This is a genomic window from Pseudomonas sp. Z2-11 (assembly GCF_054161305.1).
This window is the reverse complement of sequence record NZ_CP096395.1, coordinates 5,866,725-5,883,510: the sequence shown is the minus strand read 5'-3', so window position 1 is coordinate 5,883,510 and position 16,786 is coordinate 5,866,725. Positions and strand designations below refer to the sequence as shown.

The window sequence follows — 16,786 nt, the reverse complement described above, 5'->3', positions numbered from 1 at the left end:
TCCCGACGCATCGTTCCTCGGAAGGATTTTTCCCAACCCGAGCGAATCCCCGTGGCGAGGGAGCTTGCTCCCGCTGGGCTGCGCAGCAGCCCCAGAAGCCAGGCATCATGGTAATTCAGTCATACCGCATTGGCCGGTTTACGACTGCTTCGCAGCCGAGCGGGAGCAAGCTCCCTCGCCACGGGGGGGCGGTCGGAGTGTGTCGCGAGGGCTGGCGCAGGGAAGTTCCTGCGGCCAGCGTGGAAGGAGGGATGCCGGGCCACCGAGCGATGGTCCGGCGGCTTTCTCAGTTAGGTCGAGGGGTGGGTGTTGGTTCGTTGGACGGTCCGCTCTGTGGCGGGGCTTCGCCGCGTTCTGCCAGCTCCATGTTGTCGCCAGCGGGCGCTTTTTTCCGATTCGTTACCAACCCCTTGGCAAAGTCGGAGGTGATGTTGAGCGCGGAGAGGCTGCCCTGCGGAACAATCTGGGTCAGCCCGCGGGTGACGTGATAGACGTTCTCCAGATTGCGGGTCAAGCCTTCGGTCTGGGTGTGTGGCAGGCTGTCCCGGTTAGGGTTGGTTACGTTCTGCCACGGTACCTGCGCCCGCTTGGCAAGGTCGTCAGTGCCGTCGCTCAGTGCCTTGTTCTCGAGCGGTGCCGCCACGCTGTTGGCAAAGAATGGGAGCAGCGTCAGGCCGGACGAGAAGAAGGTAGTGACGATCTGCTCCATTTTTTCTTTGACTTCAGGGTCTTCACCCACCGCGGCGGCATCCCCAACTCCGGTGCGCATGGCGATCCCTGGGCCCACCCCCACGATCCGGTTGGCCAAGTCACTGACATTGGCCATGCTGATCGGGTTGAGCTTGCCAGTCGCCTCGGCAAACGCCTTGGGCAGGAGTTCTTTCCACTCGCGGTTTTCCTTCGTGACGCGGTAGGTGGGGATTTGCTCATCGCCATGGGTCTGGGCATATTTGGCAACCGCCTGCCCGCCCGCCATGAAGGTGCCGCCTACCGCAGAGGCGACACTGCGAGCTGCGATACCGGAGGCGTTGACGGACGTGAACTGATCTATCGTGTCCCTCACCGCATGAGCCGCGCCGAAGGCGAGGTAACCGGTGAAGTCGCCGCTCATGGTGCCAAAATTGTTGGCGTTCTGTTTGAGTTTGAAATCGGCGCGCTTTTCGCTCTGTGTCGCGTCGATGGTCTCACGTTGGGCGTTGGCAACCCGGCGTCCGTTCACGGTGATGTCTTGCAGGGCCTTGGGGTATACCGCCAGCGGGTCGACCTTTTCCAGCCCCCGGCCGATCGTCTTGTCGACGACGACCTGGACAAACGGGCGCAGGCCATCGCTGATTACCTTGTGGGCGGTACCCAGGACGGTTGACGTCGCCGCCACATGTTTCCCGAAGGACTGGTCCGCCATCGCCTCGTCGATCGCCGCGGTGGCAGCGCCGAAATGTCCGGCAGACGCGAGGCCTTGGGGGATTCCTGCGTCGGCAAATACAGCCAGGCCTGTCACGAAGCCGCTATGGGTCTTGAGTTCGGCCACGTAGTCCTGGCGTGCGACGTTCTTCAGCGCGGTGTCCAGCACCTCGTTTTTTTTTCGTCGCCGCTGCCAGCTTGCTAGGTTTGTCGTCCTCCTTCTTCAACAACCCGCCAAGCTCTTTGTTGACCTCACGCAACTGGCCTAACTCATCCCTCGCCTTGTCTCGGTCAGCCTGGGGAAGGCTCTCGTTGTCCGCCGCTAGTTGCGCGTGCTCGATCCGGCTTTCCATGAACGTGTTCAGCCGCTGGGGCATGTCCTGCGTCATGGCTTGCGTGACGCCTTTGGCATAACCGCGAAAAGCTTCATGACTGCTGCGCAGCAGCTTGAGATCGCCTTCTCCCGGGGTTTGATCGATCACTTCCTGACACAGCGAATGATAGGCGCCGAGGGTATTACCAACGCGTTCGCAGTGCTTGTCCCAGACCGCTTTGAAACCTCCGCTCTCCTCCCTGTCGTCCTCGTTCTTGGCCAGGTACTCGTTGAAATCCTTGGCGAATGCTTCGGTTTCGTCCTGGCCTGACAGCATCGGGTGGGGTGTGCCGCCGAGTTCGGCGAGGTGCTTTTGCACGTCTTGATAGCTTGTCCCTGGCGCATAGCTCAATACCTTTGCTTCCAGTTTCATATGCTCACGGGCAAAGCCGATGGGGTCCCCCTCAGGATCTTTTTTACCGAGCCTGCCGATCATTCCTTGCAAGCGCTCCTGTTTGACCCTGAGCGTTTCCTGAGTCTTGTCGGACGCCTTTCCTTCGAAGTGATACGGCACAAGGGGGGTCGTGGACGGGCGAACCTGCTCGGAAAGGCTGGTTCTCACCGGCAGGATCCGATCGTCCTGCTGCGGGTGCAATGGCGCCGAACTTGAGGTTCCGCCTACTGATACTGCTGGCATGTCGTGTTCTCCTTCCTAGATCGACAGGGCGTTGTTGAGCCCTGCGCTACGCGGGGTGGGTTTGGGCTGGGCGGTCTTGGCGGCGTCGTCTGGGCTGGCACCGTCGAAGAAATAGCCATCGCGCCAGATCAGCGCCATGTCGGCGGCACCGCCCATCAGCCCGAGCAGGCGCTCGGCTGTAAGGCCCTCCAGCGGGACGTGGCCGATCAGGACCACCTGTTTGCTGTCGCGGTTGTACGACAGCGATGGGCAGAACGCGCCGCTGAGCAGATACAGGTTGGTTTCCAGTAGCCGTTGCAGGACCGCTTCACGATTCGCCACGGGCAGGGGGCCGAAGCCGCAGTAGATAAAAACGTCTCCCTCGCCCACGCCAGGCGTGTGCTTCAAGGAAAAGTCCACATCCTTGACCGACAGGTTTGCCTCTTCGTAGAACGCTGACGGGCTGGGAATCATCGTGAGTTCGCACAACTGATCGATCAGCTTGCAATAGGTGGGTGACGCCATGATGGACCTCGCATTGTCATCCAGGCACCGACGAGCGCCTGCTGCCCCTGATGAGTGACAGCCGGGGCATTTCGGTTCCACTGACTGGTGTGGAACCGCTGGCCGGTGATCTGCCACCCAATGGCGCCACCTCATTCAAGGTTGACCGCCCATGTCCCGATCACTTGCATCTTCGCCAGCTCTGCGATCCATCCCCAAAGGTTTGTCCATGCTGGCCATGGGGACCTTGCTGTACGGATGCCAGCATCTCGAACCGCAGTTGACCATTGGCGACCGTTTCGCCAACGAGCCTTACCGCGCGCAGCTACGCTGGCTTGAGCCGGCGCCCACGGACACGATCATCGAGATTGGCGAGTCATCCCCGCAAAGCGGCGGCAGCCTGTGGGCGCGCATGCGCCAGGGATTTTCCTTGCAGACCCGGACCCAGGGCGTGGCCCGCATCGACGAGCAGCGTCGCTGGTTGATGGAGCGCCCGGCTTTTCTTACCCAGACCGGCCGTGCCGGTAGCCGTTACCTGCACTTCATCGTGGGCGAGCTGAACAAGCGCAACATGCCCCTGGAGCTGGCTTTGCTGCCGGCAATCGAAAGCGGGTTCAATCCCAATGCACGTTCGCCTGCGCAGGCGTTGGGGCTCTGGCAGTTCATTCCAGCCACCGGACGCCGTTACCAATTGCAGCAGCACGGTGACTACGATGAGCGCCGGGATATTCCATCCTCCACCCGGGCTGCCCTGGATTACCTGTCTTACTTGCACGATTACTTCGACGGCGACTGGCTGCTGGCGCTGGCTGCCTACAACGCCGGGGAAGGGCGGGTTCGCGACGCCATCACGCGTAACCGCGCCCGTGGCCTGGCGACCAGTTACTGGAACCTGTCGTTGCCCGGCGAGACCCAGAATTACGTGCCGCGGCTGCTGGCTTTATCGCAACTGATCAACACTCCCGCGGACTACGGCGTGAGCCTGGCCCCCATTGCCGACCAGCCGTACTTCCAGATGGTCGCCTTGGAGCAGCCGGTGGACCTGGCGCAGCTGGCGCAGTTATCGGGGGTGCATGAGCGGGAGTTGCGCATGCTCAACCCGGCCGGCCGTGGCCGCGTAAGGGGGCGTTTGCTGATGCCGGTGGAAGCATCGCGCAAGTTGCTGGCGCAACCGGACATGATCGCCAAGGCTGCGTTGCCCCGGGTCGGCGATGGCGAAGAGCAAGTGGTCGCTTCGCCAGATACGGTCGAGCCGCAGGTGGCCGAGGCGGCAGTGCCACCTGGGGTGTGAGAGCGCTGGAGCAATACGATTCGCTTGTTGATATCTAACCCGTGGCGAGGGAGCTTGCTCCCGCTTGGGTGCGTAGCGCCCATCAAACAAACGGGATCGCTGCGCAATCCAGCGGGAGCAAGCTCCCTCGCCACGGATTGACCATCGCCGATTCCGGATTTTACAAACAATCCATCACGACATTCGCCAGGCCGCGTGCGCGAGGGTCCATCAGGACGTAGGAGCCGATGGTGTTGCAGGCGAAGCCGAACGCCACGCCGTGCTCCGGGTCGGCAAAGCCGATGGTGCCACCGGCGCCCATGTGGCCGAACGCGCTCGTTCCCATGCCGTAGCTGCCGTTCGCCACGTCCGGCTGGTCGAGCATGATGCCCAGGCCGAAACGGGTGGCTGTCTGGATCGTCGGGTCGTATTCGGCGCTGTGCTCGCACAGCATTTCGTTGAGCAGCGGTGATTCCAGCAGGCGTCCGTCCAGCAGGCCGGCGTAGAACGCCGCCAGGCTGCGGGCGTTGCCGTGGCCGTTGGCCGCCGGCTGGGTCATGCGCTTCCAGCCGGTTTCGTTACTGCGCCCCAGCACCATCGGCGGATTGGCGAAGGCCAATGAACTCATGGCCGTCGGCTCGTTGAGCACGAACTGCAGCACTCGACCAAAGGCCTCGTCATCGACGTCGTCCTTGGTGCGCGCCATGTAGGCGCATCGAGCGATGTCCGCGTCGTCCAGGCCCATGTGGAAATCCAGCCCGAGTGGCAGCGCCACCCGCTGGTGGATGCTTTGCGCCGGGGCCATGCCATCCACCCGGCGCAGCAATTCACCGAGAATCCAGCCGAACAGCAGCGGCGAATAGGTCTGCTGTTTGCCGGCGTCGGCCCAGGGCCGTTCCTCGGCGATCAGGTCGATCATGGTGTCCCAGTCGTAAAGCGTTTCCGGCGCCAGGGGAGTGCGCAACGCCGGTAGCCCGGCGCGATGGCACAGTACCTGGCGCACGGTGATGGACGCTTTGCCGGCGTTGGCGAATTCGGGCCAGTAGCGGCAGACCGGCGTGTCGAGGTCCAGGCGTCCTTCGCCCACCAGTTGCATTATCGCCACTGCGGTGAACGGCTTGGTGCAAGAGAACAGGTTGAGCAGGGTGTCGCGCTGCCATTGGACGTCCGGTTCCGGCCCGGCAATTCCGGCCCACAGATCGATCACCGTTTCGCCGTCGATCTGGATGGACAGGGCGGCGCCGCGTTCGAAAGGGCTTTTCATCAGTTGGATAAAAGCCTCTCTGACCGGCTCGAAGCGAGGGTCACAGTGGCCATGGATGGCAAGTGCATGCGTCATGTCAGCTCCACGCGGGGTTGGGTTTCCCCTTGAGTGACGCTGGCCGGGCAAACGGTTCATCCGGTGACAGGCGATAGGGGGCTGGTGGGCGAGCTTGCTCTGGCAGGGATCTTTTTACGCCAGTCCAGCCACTCATGGGCAACGATTCCTTCCTCTGGAGAGTGTTCATGGCGTACGAGCGGACCCTTGATTTGAATAGCGACGCGTTTCGCGGCGAGGCTTATCGGCACTATGCGGCGCTGCGCCAGTCGTCTCCGGTGTTCCTCAGCCAGCCCGACGGGCAGTTGCCGATGTGGTACGTCACCGGTGCCCGGGAAGTCGAAGAGGTCCTGCTGGACAATGATCGCTTCGCCCGTGATCCGTCGCGCATCGATCCGCGGTTCGCGGCGATGCTCGGCGGCGAGCAGTCCATCGCATTTCTCAATGAGCACATGCTCAACCGCGACGGGGAGAGCCATCGCCGCCTGCGTCGCCTGGTCAACAAGGCCTTCACCTTGAAGGCAGTGAACGCCATGCGACCGCGCATTGAACAAATCGCCGAGACGTTGCTGGACGCAGTGCAGTCGAGCGGACAGATGGACGTCGTGAGCCAATATGCCTTTCCTCTGTCGATTACCGTCATCGCCGAACTGTTGGGCGTCCCGGCTCAGGATCGCGACGATTTCCGGCGCTGGTCCCACATGATTGTCCGGCAGGTGGGCCATGACCTGAGCGAACTGCAGCGCTGCTACGAAGAGTTTGCCAGCTACATGCTCGCCTTGATCGAGCAGCGCCGGGCCCAACCGGCCGATGATCTGGTGTCGGCCCTGGCCCAGGTCGAGGAAGAGGGCAGTATGCTCAGCCGGAGTGAGCTGTGCAGCATGATCGCGTTGCTGATCATCGCCGGGCACGAAACTTCGGCATCGATGATTGGCAACGCCGTGCACACGCTCGTGCAGCATCCCGAGGCATTGATCCAATTGCGGGATGAGCCGACATTGATGCCCGACGCGGTGGAAGAGTTCTTGCGTTATGACTCGGCGGTGGAACGGGCCATGGTTCGTTTCGTCACCCAGGACACGGAACTGGCCGGACAGCGTTTGCAGCGGGGGCAACTGCTGGTGGCGGTGGTGGGGGCGGCCAATCGTGACGAGGCGATGTGCGCCGATCCGGACACACTGGATATCACTCGCCCGGCCTGCCCGCACATGTCTTTTGGCAAAGGTACTCATTACTGCCTAGGGGCTTCGCTGGCGAGGCAGGAACTGGAGATAGCCTTGGCGACCTTGCTGCGGCGTTGTCCCGGGCTGCAACTGGCGGTGGAGCCCAGCGCCGTACGCTGGCGCTATGTACCCAATTTCAGGGGGCCGGATGCGTTGCCGGTGCGTTGGTCGGTGGATTGATCCGGGTGGCCAAATGGGTTTGCGGGTGAATCATCGCCAAGAAATCAGCGGTTGCCAGTGCAAAAAATGGCAACGGCTCGCCCGGCCTCTTGCCGGACGAGCCGTTGTTTCAAGCCAGGCTGGCCTCCCTTGTCTGCGCAGGCACTGAAGCGCTGACGGGTGTGGTGTCGATAGGTATCAGGTCCAATCCATAGAGCACCACATCCGCACGTTTGTCAGCGAATCGGGCGATACCCGGGAAACGTCCCCATAGCGTTGCTCCCAATCCTTGCACGCCCCGCTTGCTCGCCTCGTTGTGCTCGATGATCCAGGCCACCAGCGTCTCGAAACCATAACGTCTGGCCAACACCACGGCGGCTTGGCCGAGGCGAATGCCGACGCCGCTGCCAATGTGGTCGTTGCGCACGTAGATCGATACTTCGCCGGTCAACCGGCAGGCCTGGGCACCCCAACAGAAGCGGTTGACGATCAACCAGGCGACCACCTCGCCGCCGCGCTCGAGCACGTAGATCGGGTCACCTTCCTTGACGAAACAATCGACGAAGAACGTCATTTCCTTCAGGGAAAACGCTCTGAGTACGGGGGAACTGGTTCCCCCCAGAGCGCTTTCGTTGAAGATATCCGTCATCACTGGCAGGTCATCGGGCGTGTAGCGACGTACGCCACGTGGCAGGTCGGCTCGGCTGTTCAAACGATTACTGGTCATGGCCGGGTTTCTCCATAGACGCTTTTCTTGAGTTGTTCACGGGCCCGAAACAATCGTGAGCGCACGGTGCCGATGGGCACGCCCAGCCGTTCGGCGGCATCGCGGTAGCTGCTCTCGGTGTCCACGGCGGTCCACAAGGTGTCGCGCATGTCCTTGGGCAGGGCGTCCATCGCCAGCAGCGTGCGGTCCAGCAGCCGCCGGTTGTCGCACAGCTCACTCAGGTCGATGTCGTCGCTGGATTCGTGAAAATCGCTTTCGTCGAACGTGCTCAGTGGTGGTTGCGCATAGAAACGGCGGAAGTGATTGCGTATCAGGTTCAAGGCGATGCCGCATAGCCAGGTGTCCGGCTTGGCCAACCCCTTGAATTTTTCCTGGTTGCGCCAGGCTTCCAGATACGTGAGTTGGATGATGTCGTCGGCGTCGTCTTGATTGAGTACACGCTTTTGCACAAACAGACGCAGCTTACGCTCCTCGCCGAAGCTGACACCGGGCGCACTCGGACGTGTCGGTGAGGTTTGCGGGGGAAGCATGAGGTTCAGGCTGTTCATCAATAAATCCCTCTGAATGGGTTCCCTGGTGTCGACGGGTGTGTCGACTTTTCCCCTTCAGCAGGACCTGTGCCAAGCCGGATTTAGCGCTTATCTATCTGAAATTTAAGGTTTTGTTATTAGTGCAAGTGCTCTATTTGTGCAAGGCCGTGCACGACTTTCCAGACGTCCACTGCATGAAATTGCACCGACCGGCTCTTCGGGGAAACGGCCCGCGGACGACTCGGTCGTTCGCTTTAGAAAAGCCCGTGACGGCGATGGAACCGAATGGTGGATCACCGCCACCCACTGAGCGTCCGAAACCACGCTCCCGGTCATCATGAAAGTAGAAGCCCCGACAAATGCGCACATTGCCGCCAATCTCGCCCAGGCCGTTTCGGCTGTCGCGGGCGTTGGCAGGCCTGTCGAGTCGTCGCAGGCCACGCAGTCCAGTTCGATGGAGGAGGTCGGCATGACCTTCAGCCATCATGTGGAACGCAATACCAAGGCGCTGAACCAGCGCCGCATCCGTAATGCCCGCAGCGAGGTGGGCCAGGTGCGGGTCGAGACCCGTGAACAACTGGAGGAGTGGTACGACCAACTCGGCCACCCCGGCAAGCAGAGCCTGGGGGCCATGGCTGCCCAGGCCGGCGTGTTGCTCGGTGGCCAGCCGGTACTTGAAGAACTGGTGCAATCGACTGGCGGAGATCCGGCCCGCACCGACCTGATCCTTAAGCAGGCACTGCTGGACGCCGAGACGCAGGGTCGTCTCGTCGAAGCCAAGCGTGCCCGCGACTATCTGCAACTGTTGCGCGAGCGTTATGGCGCGCAGATCCAGGCCGGCATGAACATCGCCGAGGCCCTGCGGGCCTCCGGTGGCGATCCGGAACTGCGCCAGGCGGTACGGCGCCTCTATTACGACACCGTGGTGCTCAAGCAATCCTTGCCGACCATGATGCAGGCGTTGCTTGGTCTGTTCGGCGAAGCGGCATTCGTCTCGGGGCTCGACATGATGCGCCGCGCGCTGGCTGACGACATCGCCGCCCATGCGCCTTCGCGGCCTACCGCTCTGTTGCGTACGTTGCTGATCGGCCTCGCTGCCTCGACGCAACTGAGCAGCGTGCTGCAAAGCTGTCGCCGTTTGCTGGAGCAACTGGCCTACAGTTGCCCGGCCAGCCAGCTCACGGCTGTGCTGTTGCTCCAGCGCATGCTGGGGTTTGTCAGCAGCGGCCTGTCTTCGGCGGAAGTACGTCGCATCGGCCGGGAATTGGGCGGCGATCAGGAGCGCGACCAACTGGTCTCCTTGAACGGCTTGTACCCCTTGCTCAAGCGTTTGCCGCTGGCGCTCTGGCGCGATGCGAAAAGTCGCCAGAGCGCGCTGAAGAATCTGCTGGTGCTGCTCGATGAGCGTTCCCGTGGCGAGACCCGTGGACAGACCGCCGAACCGGTTATTGGAGCGCGCCCATGATCGCCATGCTGAACAAAGTCGCCCAGGCGGCGGTGCAACGTATCGAGGTGGCCGGCGCGTTCGTGGTGCTCGGCATCGTGTTCATGCTGATCCTGCCGTTGCCGACTGCGGTGGTCGATGCGCTGATCGCCATCAACATCTGCATCTCTTGCCTGCTGATCGTGCTCTCGCTGTACTTGCCGCGTCCGTTGGCGTTTTCCTCGTTCCCGGCGGTGCTGTTGCTGACCACTTTGTTCCGGCTGGCGCTGTCGGTGGCGACCACGCGCTTGATTCTCCTCCAGGGCGACGCGGGTCATATCGTCCAGGCGTTCGGTAATTTCGTGGTGGGGGGCAACCTTGCGGTCGGGCTGGTCATCTTTCTCATCCTGACGGTGGTCAACTTCCTGGTGATCACCAAGGGCTCCGAGCGGGTCGCCGAAGTGGCGGCGCGGTTCACGCTGGACGCGCTGCCTGGCAAACAGATGTCCATCGACAGCGACTTGCGGGCGAACCTCATCGATGTCAGCGAGGCCCGCCGCCGCCGCGAGGAACTGAACAAGGAAAGCCAACTGTTCGGGGCAATGGACGGGGCGATGAAATTCGTCAAGGGCGACGCCATCGCTGGCCTGGTGATCGTGGTGATCAACCTCATCGGTGGCTTCTCGGTCGGCATGGTCCAGCATGACATGAGCGCGTCCGACTCGATGCACTTGTATGCCGTGTTGACCATTGGCGACGGCCTGATCGCGCAAATTCCGGCCCTGCTGATTTCCCTGACCGCCGGCATGATCATTACCCGCGTCTCGCCGGAAGGACAGCCAGCCGGAAGCAGCGTAGGCAAGGAAATCGCCAAGCAGTTGACCGCCGAGCCCAAGGCCTGGGTCATCGCTTCGGTGGGGATGCTCGGCTTCGCCGCGTTGCCCGGCATGCCGACGCTGGTGTTCATCGTGATTGCCTTGATCACCGGCACGGCGGGGATCATCCAATTGCATGGCCGGGCAAAACAGGCCCGCCAGGCGGAGCAGTCTGAAACGGTCGTCACGCCGGAACACAATGGCGCCGAGGACCTGCGCAGCTTCGATCCGACCCGGGCCTATCTCTTGCAATTTTCCAAGACGATGGAAGGCAACCCGGCCGCCGAGGAGGTCATCCAGTCGATCCGCAAAAAGCGCAACGCGCTGGTTGCAGGTTTTGGCCTGACCTTGCCGCCCTTCGAGATCGAATACAGCACGCAGCTGGAAGACGACGAGTTCCGGTTCTGCGTGCACGAAGTGCCGATGTTGCGGGCGACCTTCGGTGACCGCGTAGCAGTGGCGCGCGGGCCGCTTCCATTCGAGCCGCAGGATGCCCGGGCCGGCAGCGAAGTGCGTGACGAGCATCAATGGCTTTGGCTGGCCCCCGACGACCCGCTGCTGGCGGACGAGCGCGTGGAAGCGGTGCCGGCGGGGGAGCTGCTGGTGGAACGCATGAGCCGGGCCATGTTTGCCACCGGCCCGCAGTTCCTCGGGCTGCAGGAAAGCAAGTCGATCCTCAGCTGGCTCGAAGCCGGACAGCCAGAGCTGGTGCAAGAGCTGCAGCGGACCATGCCCTTGGCCCGTTTCGCCGCCGTGCTGCAACGCTTGGCAGGCGAAGGCGTGCCGCTGCGGGCGGTGCGATTGATCGCCGAGTCGTTGATCGAGCATGGGCAGCACGAGCGCGATGTCGGTGCGCTCACCGACTATGCCCGCATCGCCCTGAAATCGCAGATCTATCACCAGTACCGCGATGAAGACGGCTTGCACGTCTGGCTACTCACGCCGGAAACCGAAGGGCTGCTGCGCGACGCGTTGCGCCAGACCCAGACGGAAACCTTTTTTGCCTTGGAAAGCGTACATACCCGCGCTTTGGTCTTGCAGCTGCGCGAAGGCTTCCCGTTGCGGGCCAAACGCGTGGCGGTGCTGTTGGTCGCCCAGGACTTGCGCGCGCCGCTGCGTGACTTGCTGCGTGACGAGTTCAATCACGTGCCCGTGCTTGCCTTCAGCGAGTTGCACAGCAATGCCCAGGTCACCGTGCTGGGGCGCTTCGATCTCGAGCAGGAACAACTGCGGATCGAGGACGCCGCATGACGGTTTTTTCCCCTCGGCGCGCGGGCAGTGCTGCCACGGGTAACGATGTAAATCCAGGCGCGTTCGATGGCCTGGCTGTGACAGTGGACGAGGGCTACCTGTGCCCCGTCGTTCAACCTGATTGTGGGCGCACACCCGTCGCGCCTTGAGGAGTTGGCCATGTTCGAGCTGCGTGTATTGAGTGGTCTGCACCGAGGTGCGGCGTTGCCGCTGGTGGGCGAGCAATGGGTAGTGGGAGCGGCGGAAGACGCCGACCTGGCGTTATACGATCCAGGTATCTGCGCACATCACGTGGCCCTCAGGCAGGTTCAGGGCCAATGGTTGCTGGACTCACTGGAGGGGAAGGTCTGTGATGCACAAGGCCAGCCCTGGATTCCCGCCGGGGCGTTGCAAAGCAATGCGCCGTTCTCTATCGCTGGCGTCTGGTTGTGCCTGGCCCCGGCGGATCAGCCCTGGCCTGAAGGAGCAGCCCTGGATGACGCCGCGCACCTGGCGGCAGAGCGCGAACCGCAAAGGGCTGCGGCGCGGCCTTCCTGGCCCAAGCGCCTGGGCATCGCTGCCGCGGTGATCACCGTTGCCTCCAGCGCCTTGGCCTTCACCAGCCAGCCGGCACCGACCGTGGCGCCCGGCGCGGTGCAACAGCCCAAGCCGGCCAAGGTGGCCCTGGACACCGTCGAGGCGGTCCGCCTGGAGCTCGATCGCATGCTTCAGGAGCGTGACCTGGATGCCCATGTGCAGACCGAGGTCCAGGACGGCCGACTGGCCCTGGTGGGTGAATTGCCGCGTCAACGCCTGGCGATGGTCGAACGGCTGATCGAGCGTTTCCATGCCCGCTACGATACGTCGGTCGCGATCACGACCAACGTCAGGGAGCGGCTGAGTCAACTGCCGTTTCAGATTGCCCAGATCGTCGGCGGCAAACATGGCCACGTCGTCACGTCCGACGGCCGCCGGCTGTTTCTGGGCGACCAGATCGATGGGCTGCGCCTGACCGCGATCGATGCCGGCAAGGTCACCTTTGAAGGTGAGCAACGCTACGAGGTCACCTGGTGATGACGCAGGCGGCCATTGCACGGCTGGAGAGCTGGGAGGCCGGCCAACGGGCGCATCTGCGCCGGTTCTCGCCGGTCATGGTGCGCGGACAGGTACAGCGGGTCAGCGGCATCTTGTTGCAATGCCGGCTGCCGGGAGCGCAGATCGGTGACCTCTGCCAGGTCGAACGTGACGCGCGCGAGCCGTTGCTCGCCGAAATCGTCGGCTTCGACCGCCACGATGCCTTGCTCAGCGCCTTGGGTGGCCTGGAGGGCGTGCGGGTCGGCGCTGTCGTGGAACCACTGGGCATGCCCCACCGGGTGACTGTCGGCCCGCAATTGCTTGGGCAAGTGTTGGACGGCTTCGGTCGGTCCCTGCTGGACGGTGGCGTGGGCGCATTCGCCGGGGCGCAGGTGCTGCAGGCCTCGCAAGTGATTGGCGAAGCGCCTGCGCCGACCGCGCGACCGCGCATTCAACAGCCCTTGATGACCGGTGTACGCGCCATCGATGGCCCGCTGACACTTGGCGAGGGCCAGCGTGTCGGGTTGTTCGCGGGCGCCGGCTGCGGCAAGACCACATTGTTGGCGGAGATCGCCCGCAACGTTGACTGCGATGTCATTGTCTTCGGCTTGATCGGTGAGCGCGGGCGCGAGTTGCGCGAATTTCTCGACCACGAACTGGACGATGAATTGCGCGCTCGTGCAGTCCTGGTGTGTGCCACCTCCGACCGGTCCAGCATGGAACGGGCCCGTGCGGCATTCACCGCCACGGCCTTGGCCGAGGGTTTTCGCGCCCGCGGCCAGCGCGTCCTGCTGCTCATCGACTCGCTGACCCGGTTCGCCCGGGCCCAACGGGAAATCGGCCTCGCCGCCGGCGAACCGCTGGGGCGCGGCGGCTTGCCTCCTTCGGTCTACAGCCTGCTGCCGCGTCTGGTCGAGCGGGCCGGGTTGAGCAATGAGGGGGCGATCACCGCGCTTTATACGGTGCTCATCGAACAGGATTCGATGAACGATCCGGTGGCGGATGAAGTGCGTTCGCTGCTTGATGGTCACATCGTGCTGTCGCGCAAACTCGCTGAGCGCGGTCATTACCCGGCGATCGACGTGTTGGCCAGCCTTTCGCGCACCCTGGCGAATGTCGCCGAGGCCGAGCACCTTCGTGCGGGCATCAATCTGCGGCGGTTGCTGTCGGCCTACGAGCAGATCGAACTGATGCTGCGCCTGGGGGAATATCAGGCCGGCGCCGACCCCTTGACCGACCTGGCGGTGGAGTCCCGCAGCGCCCTGGACGCATTCCTGCGCCAGGACTTGCGTGAGCCGGAGACGTTCACGTCGACATTGGCCCACCTCCAGCAATTGACCGCCTATGTCCCGGGCTGATCTGGACGCCCTGGCGCCGGTGCGCCGGCATCGCGAGGCGCAAGCCGAACGGGCCTGGCGCCAGCAGCGCGAGCTTTTGCGCGAGCGCCAGGCCGCGTTCGCCGCCGCGCGGGCGCGCTGGCAGGCAGCCTGTGAGCAGCAGGCGGCTCAGCGCGAGGCTCTCTACGGCGAGCACCGTGGCCGTGCGCTGAGCATTTTCGAACTCAATGCCTGGAGCACCGAGGAGCGGCGCTTGATCGGCGAGTTGGCGGAGCAAGCGCGGGCCTTGCAGGCGCTGGACGAGGAACAGGCGCAGCAGGCACGCCATACCGAAGCCGCGCAGCAGCGATTGCAAGGGCGCAGGCGTGACCTGGAAAAGCTCGGCGCCATGATGGAATACCTGATGGAGGTCCCCGATGATGAATGAACGCACGGTACGCGGTGGACCGCCGTCTGCATCCGCCCGGCACGCGCCGCGTGCGCATGAGTACGCGCCTGCCCAGGTGAGTCGGGCCACCCGTCCGGCGGCCCGCGAGCCTGCGCCCGCTTCCGAACGCGACCCCGAAGTGATTGCCGGGCGCAGTGACGGCTACTGGTTTCGCCAGTGGGTCGACGCACCTCGGGGCAATGGCGAGGATGACACCGCCAGCGCCGGCTCCCTGTCAGGGTGGGTGGGCCTGGAGAGCGGCGAAGTGGACGCCTTTGTCGATCAGCTTTCGCCACGTCTGCGGGCCACGCTCGACCAGCAGTTGGACCTGCTGCTGCACCTTCCCCACCTGGGACGGATCAGGGTCTCTGCGCAGCGTCTGGCCGGGACCTCTGGCTGGGACATTGGCCTGAGTGGCGAAACCGAAGAAGTACGTGCGCGGTTATCGAGTCGGTCCGGGCGCCTGGAAGAGGCGTTGGGTCAGAGCCTGGGCCAGCCGGTGACGGTGCGCGTGGCATCCGCAGAGGAGGCGAGTGCGACATGAGCGTACGTGCCTTGGCGCTGCGATCGATGTGCAGCGATGACGCCGCCGCCCGGCAGCGCTTGGGGGCTGGCGTCAGTCTGCCGTTCGAGGTGGCGGGCGAAGCGGGCGTGGTGGAACTGACCCCGGCCAGCGGCGCGGCGAGAGCGACGCCGTTTGTGCTGGAGTGTGCGCAAGGTGCCTTGGCCCTCGACGAGCCCGGCCCGGTACTCAGCCTGTTCGGCGAGTGCCCAGTGGTCCTGCCCGCCGAGCCTTGCGCGGATGACGCCTGGTTCTGGGCGCTGTTCCAGCAAACCCTGAGCGAGTCCTTGCGGCAGGCATTCGGGTTTCTGAGACCGCTGGCCGGTCACGTCGTCGAGGGCATCGCCTGCCGGATCGAGGTGAAAACAGGCGCGGCCCGTGCCACGAGCCATCTGCAAATCGCCGGGACGACGCTGCTGGGGGTGCTTGGCGCAGCGCCCTGGCAGCGTCGGAGTGTGCCCTGGGGCGACGACCTTGCGCTGGATGTTCCGCTGCCATTGGGGCACCTGACGTTGGCCGCCAGGCACGTGGCCGCGCTGCGCCCCGGTGACGTGCTGGTTCCGGAGTCCGCCCTGTTCGATCCATCCGGCCAGGGAATCATTCGCCTGGGCCGGCAATGTGCGCGGGTGCGGGTGTACGACCGCGCCGCGCCGTTGCGCCTGACCTTGCTCGCTCTGGAGGAAACCGCTATGAGCACCACCGCCGACACCGACATCCTGACGCCCGACTGGGACGACACCACTCGCTACGAACCCGACGTTCAGGCACCTGGAGTCGACGAGCAACCAGCGCCTTACCCCGTCGACTCCGATGCCACGCAGGCGCCGGTTGCAGATCCTGCCGCCATCCGCGAGCGTTTCGACGACCTGCCATTGGCGCTGACGATACGTTGCGGCCACTTGAGCCTGACCCTGGGCGAGTTGCGCGACCTCGCACCCGGCTCGGTGCTCCAGGTCCAGGGCGTGGCGCCGGGCGCGGCGGCGTTGTTCCATGGCGAACGGGCCTTGGCCCACGGCGAACTGGTAGAAGTGGATGGCCGGCTCGGTCTGCAGATCACTCGCGTGGATGTGGCTGGATGAGCTTTCAGGGGGTCGACCCCTTTCTGCTGGCGCTGTTCATCGGCGGGATCTCATTGGTTCCCTTGTTGCTGATCATTTGCAGCGCCTTCCTGAAGATCGCCATCGTGTTGACGATTACCCGCAACGCGATCGGCGTGCAGCAGGTGCCGCCGAACATGGCGCTGTATGCCATTGCGCTGGCGGCGACGTTGTTCATCATGGCGCCGGTCGGCCACGACATCGCCGAGGAGCTGAAGGAGCGGCCACTGGATTTCAGCAATACCGAGGCGTTGCAGGGTTCTGCCTTGAACGCGGTAAAACCGCTGCAAGCCTTCATGTCGCGCAATACCAACCCGGACATCCTCACCCACCTGCTGGAAAACACCCAGCGCATGTGGCCCAAGGAGCGCGCCGAGCAAGCCAGTCGCGACGACCTGATGCTGCTGATCCCGGCCTTCATGTTGTCGGAGCTCGAGGCGGGCTTCCAGATGGGCTTCCTGATTTACATCCCGTTCATTGTCATCGACCTGATCGTGTCCAACCTGCTGCTGGCGCTCGGTATGCAGATGGTCGCGCCGATGACCATTTCGTTGCCGCTCAAGCTGCTGGTGTTCGTCCTCGTGCAAGGCTGGACGCAATTGCTCGACAGCCTGTTCTACTCCTATCTCTGAGGGCATGC

The 16,786-nt window shown here is 63.6% G+C and carries 16 protein-coding genes; 10 read left to right on the top strand and 6 right to left on the bottom strand.

Annotation, left to right across the window (positions count from 1 at the left end):
- Window positions 1-286: 286 nt before the first annotated feature.
- The 3 genes from M1E16_RS26265 to M1E16_RS26255 are packed head-to-tail and all read right to left on the bottom strand — an operon-like array spanning window position 287 to window position 2,915.
- Complete coding sequence (locus M1E16_RS26265; RefSeq protein ID WP_458128747.1) at window positions 287-1,570, bottom strand: hypothetical protein; 1,284 nt, start codon at window positions 1,568-1,570, stop codon at window positions 287-289.
- On the bottom strand, window positions 1,506-2,411 hold the full coding sequence (locus tag M1E16_RS26260; protein WP_458128746.1) for a hypothetical protein: 906 nt from the start codon (window positions 2,409-2,411) through the stop codon (window positions 1,506-1,508). The genes M1E16_RS26265 and M1E16_RS26260 overlap by 65 nt, the downstream gene beginning before the upstream one ends.
- Window positions 2,412-2,426: 15 nt before the next feature.
- A complete protein-coding gene (locus M1E16_RS26255) occupies window positions 2,427-2,915 on the bottom strand; it encodes a CesT family type III secretion system chaperone (RefSeq protein WP_434627262.1) in 489 nt (162 codons plus the stop codon).
- Window positions 2,916-3,123: 208 nt separating this feature from the next.
- On the opposite strand from M1E16_RS26255, the gene M1E16_RS26250 reads away from it, so the two are divergent.
- Window positions 3,124-4,185: a transglycosylase SLT domain-containing protein gene (locus M1E16_RS26250; protein WP_458128745.1), complete on the top strand. Its 1,062-nt coding sequence runs from the start codon at window positions 3,124-3,126 to the stop codon at window positions 4,183-4,185.
- Between the two features lie 160 nt (window positions 4,186-4,345).
- Here M1E16_RS26250 and M1E16_RS26245 read toward each other — a convergent pair whose 3' ends face one another.
- Window positions 4,346-5,503 carry a serine hydrolase domain-containing protein gene (locus M1E16_RS26245; protein ID WP_458128744.1) on the bottom strand — a complete coding sequence of 386 codons (1,158 nt, stop codon included), beginning with the start codon at window positions 5,501-5,503 and terminating at the stop codon, window positions 4,346-4,348.
- Between the two features lie 167 nt (window positions 5,504-5,670).
- On the opposite strand from M1E16_RS26245, the gene M1E16_RS26240 reads away from it, so the two are divergent.
- Entirely contained in the window at window positions 5,671-6,885 is a 1,215-nt protein-coding gene (locus M1E16_RS26240) for a cytochrome P450 family protein (protein ID WP_458128743.1), read from the top strand.
- Between the two features lie 109 nt (window positions 6,886-6,994).
- On the opposite strand, the gene M1E16_RS26235 is transcribed toward M1E16_RS26240, so the two are convergent.
- Complete coding sequence (locus tag M1E16_RS26235) at window positions 6,995-7,591, bottom strand: GNAT family N-acetyltransferase (protein WP_434696496.1); 597 nt, start codon at window positions 7,589-7,591, stop codon at window positions 6,995-6,997.
- The gene (locus M1E16_RS26230) at window positions 7,588-8,139 is read right to left on the bottom strand and encodes an RNA polymerase sigma factor (RefSeq protein WP_305498082.1); all 552 of its coding nucleotides are present in this window, start codon (window positions 8,137-8,139) and stop codon (window positions 7,588-7,590) included. The genes M1E16_RS26235 and M1E16_RS26230 overlap by 4 nt, the downstream gene beginning before the upstream one ends.
- Window positions 8,140-8,590: 451 nt before the next feature.
- Here M1E16_RS26230 and M1E16_RS26225 point away from each other — a divergent pair, with 451 nt between their 5' ends.
- The 8 genes from M1E16_RS26225 (at window position 8,591) to sctR (ending at window position 16,778) form a co-directional block, all read left to right on the top strand.
- Complete coding sequence (locus M1E16_RS26225; protein WP_434602167.1) at window positions 8,591-9,586, top strand: TyeA family type III secretion system gatekeeper subunit; 996 nt, start codon at window positions 8,591-8,593, stop codon at window positions 9,584-9,586.
- Entirely contained in the window at window positions 9,583-11,670 is a 2,088-nt protein-coding gene (gene sctV, locus M1E16_RS26220; protein WP_458128742.1) for a type III secretion system export apparatus subunit SctV, read from the top strand. Before M1E16_RS26225 ends, sctV begins: the two co-directional genes overlap by 4 nt.
- A 159-nt stretch (window positions 11,671-11,829) precedes the next feature.
- Window positions 11,830-12,723 carry an FHA domain-containing protein gene (locus M1E16_RS26215; protein ID WP_458128741.1) on the top strand — a complete coding sequence of 298 codons (894 nt, stop codon included), beginning with the start codon at window positions 11,830-11,832 and terminating at the stop codon, window positions 12,721-12,723.
- Window positions 12,723-14,081, top strand: coding sequence for a FliI/YscN family ATPase (locus M1E16_RS26210; RefSeq protein ID WP_458128740.1), 1,359 nt, complete (start codon window positions 12,723-12,725; stop codon window positions 14,079-14,081). The genes M1E16_RS26215 and M1E16_RS26210 overlap by 1 nt, the downstream gene beginning before the upstream one ends.
- Window positions 14,068-14,487, top strand: a complete 420-nt coding sequence (locus M1E16_RS26205) for a hypothetical protein (RefSeq protein WP_458128739.1) — start codon at window positions 14,068-14,070, stop codon at window positions 14,485-14,487. Before M1E16_RS26210 ends, M1E16_RS26205 begins: the two co-directional genes overlap by 14 nt.
- Entirely contained in the window at window positions 14,477-15,031 is a 555-nt protein-coding gene (locus M1E16_RS26200; RefSeq protein WP_458128738.1) for a type III secretion protein, read from the top strand. The genes M1E16_RS26205 and M1E16_RS26200 overlap by 11 nt, the downstream gene beginning before the upstream one ends.
- Window positions 15,028-16,128 carry a type III secretion system cytoplasmic ring protein SctQ gene (gene sctQ, locus M1E16_RS26195; RefSeq protein ID WP_458128737.1) on the top strand — a complete coding sequence of 367 codons (1,101 nt, stop codon included), beginning with the start codon at window positions 15,028-15,030 and terminating at the stop codon, window positions 16,126-16,128. The genes M1E16_RS26200 and sctQ overlap by 4 nt, the downstream gene beginning before the upstream one ends.
- Window positions 16,125-16,778, top strand: coding sequence for a type III secretion system export apparatus subunit SctR (gene sctR, locus M1E16_RS26190; protein ID WP_305498095.1), 654 nt, complete (start codon window positions 16,125-16,127; stop codon window positions 16,776-16,778). Before sctQ ends, sctR begins: the two co-directional genes overlap by 4 nt.
- The last annotated feature ends 8 nt before the right edge of the window (window positions 16,779-16,786 follow it).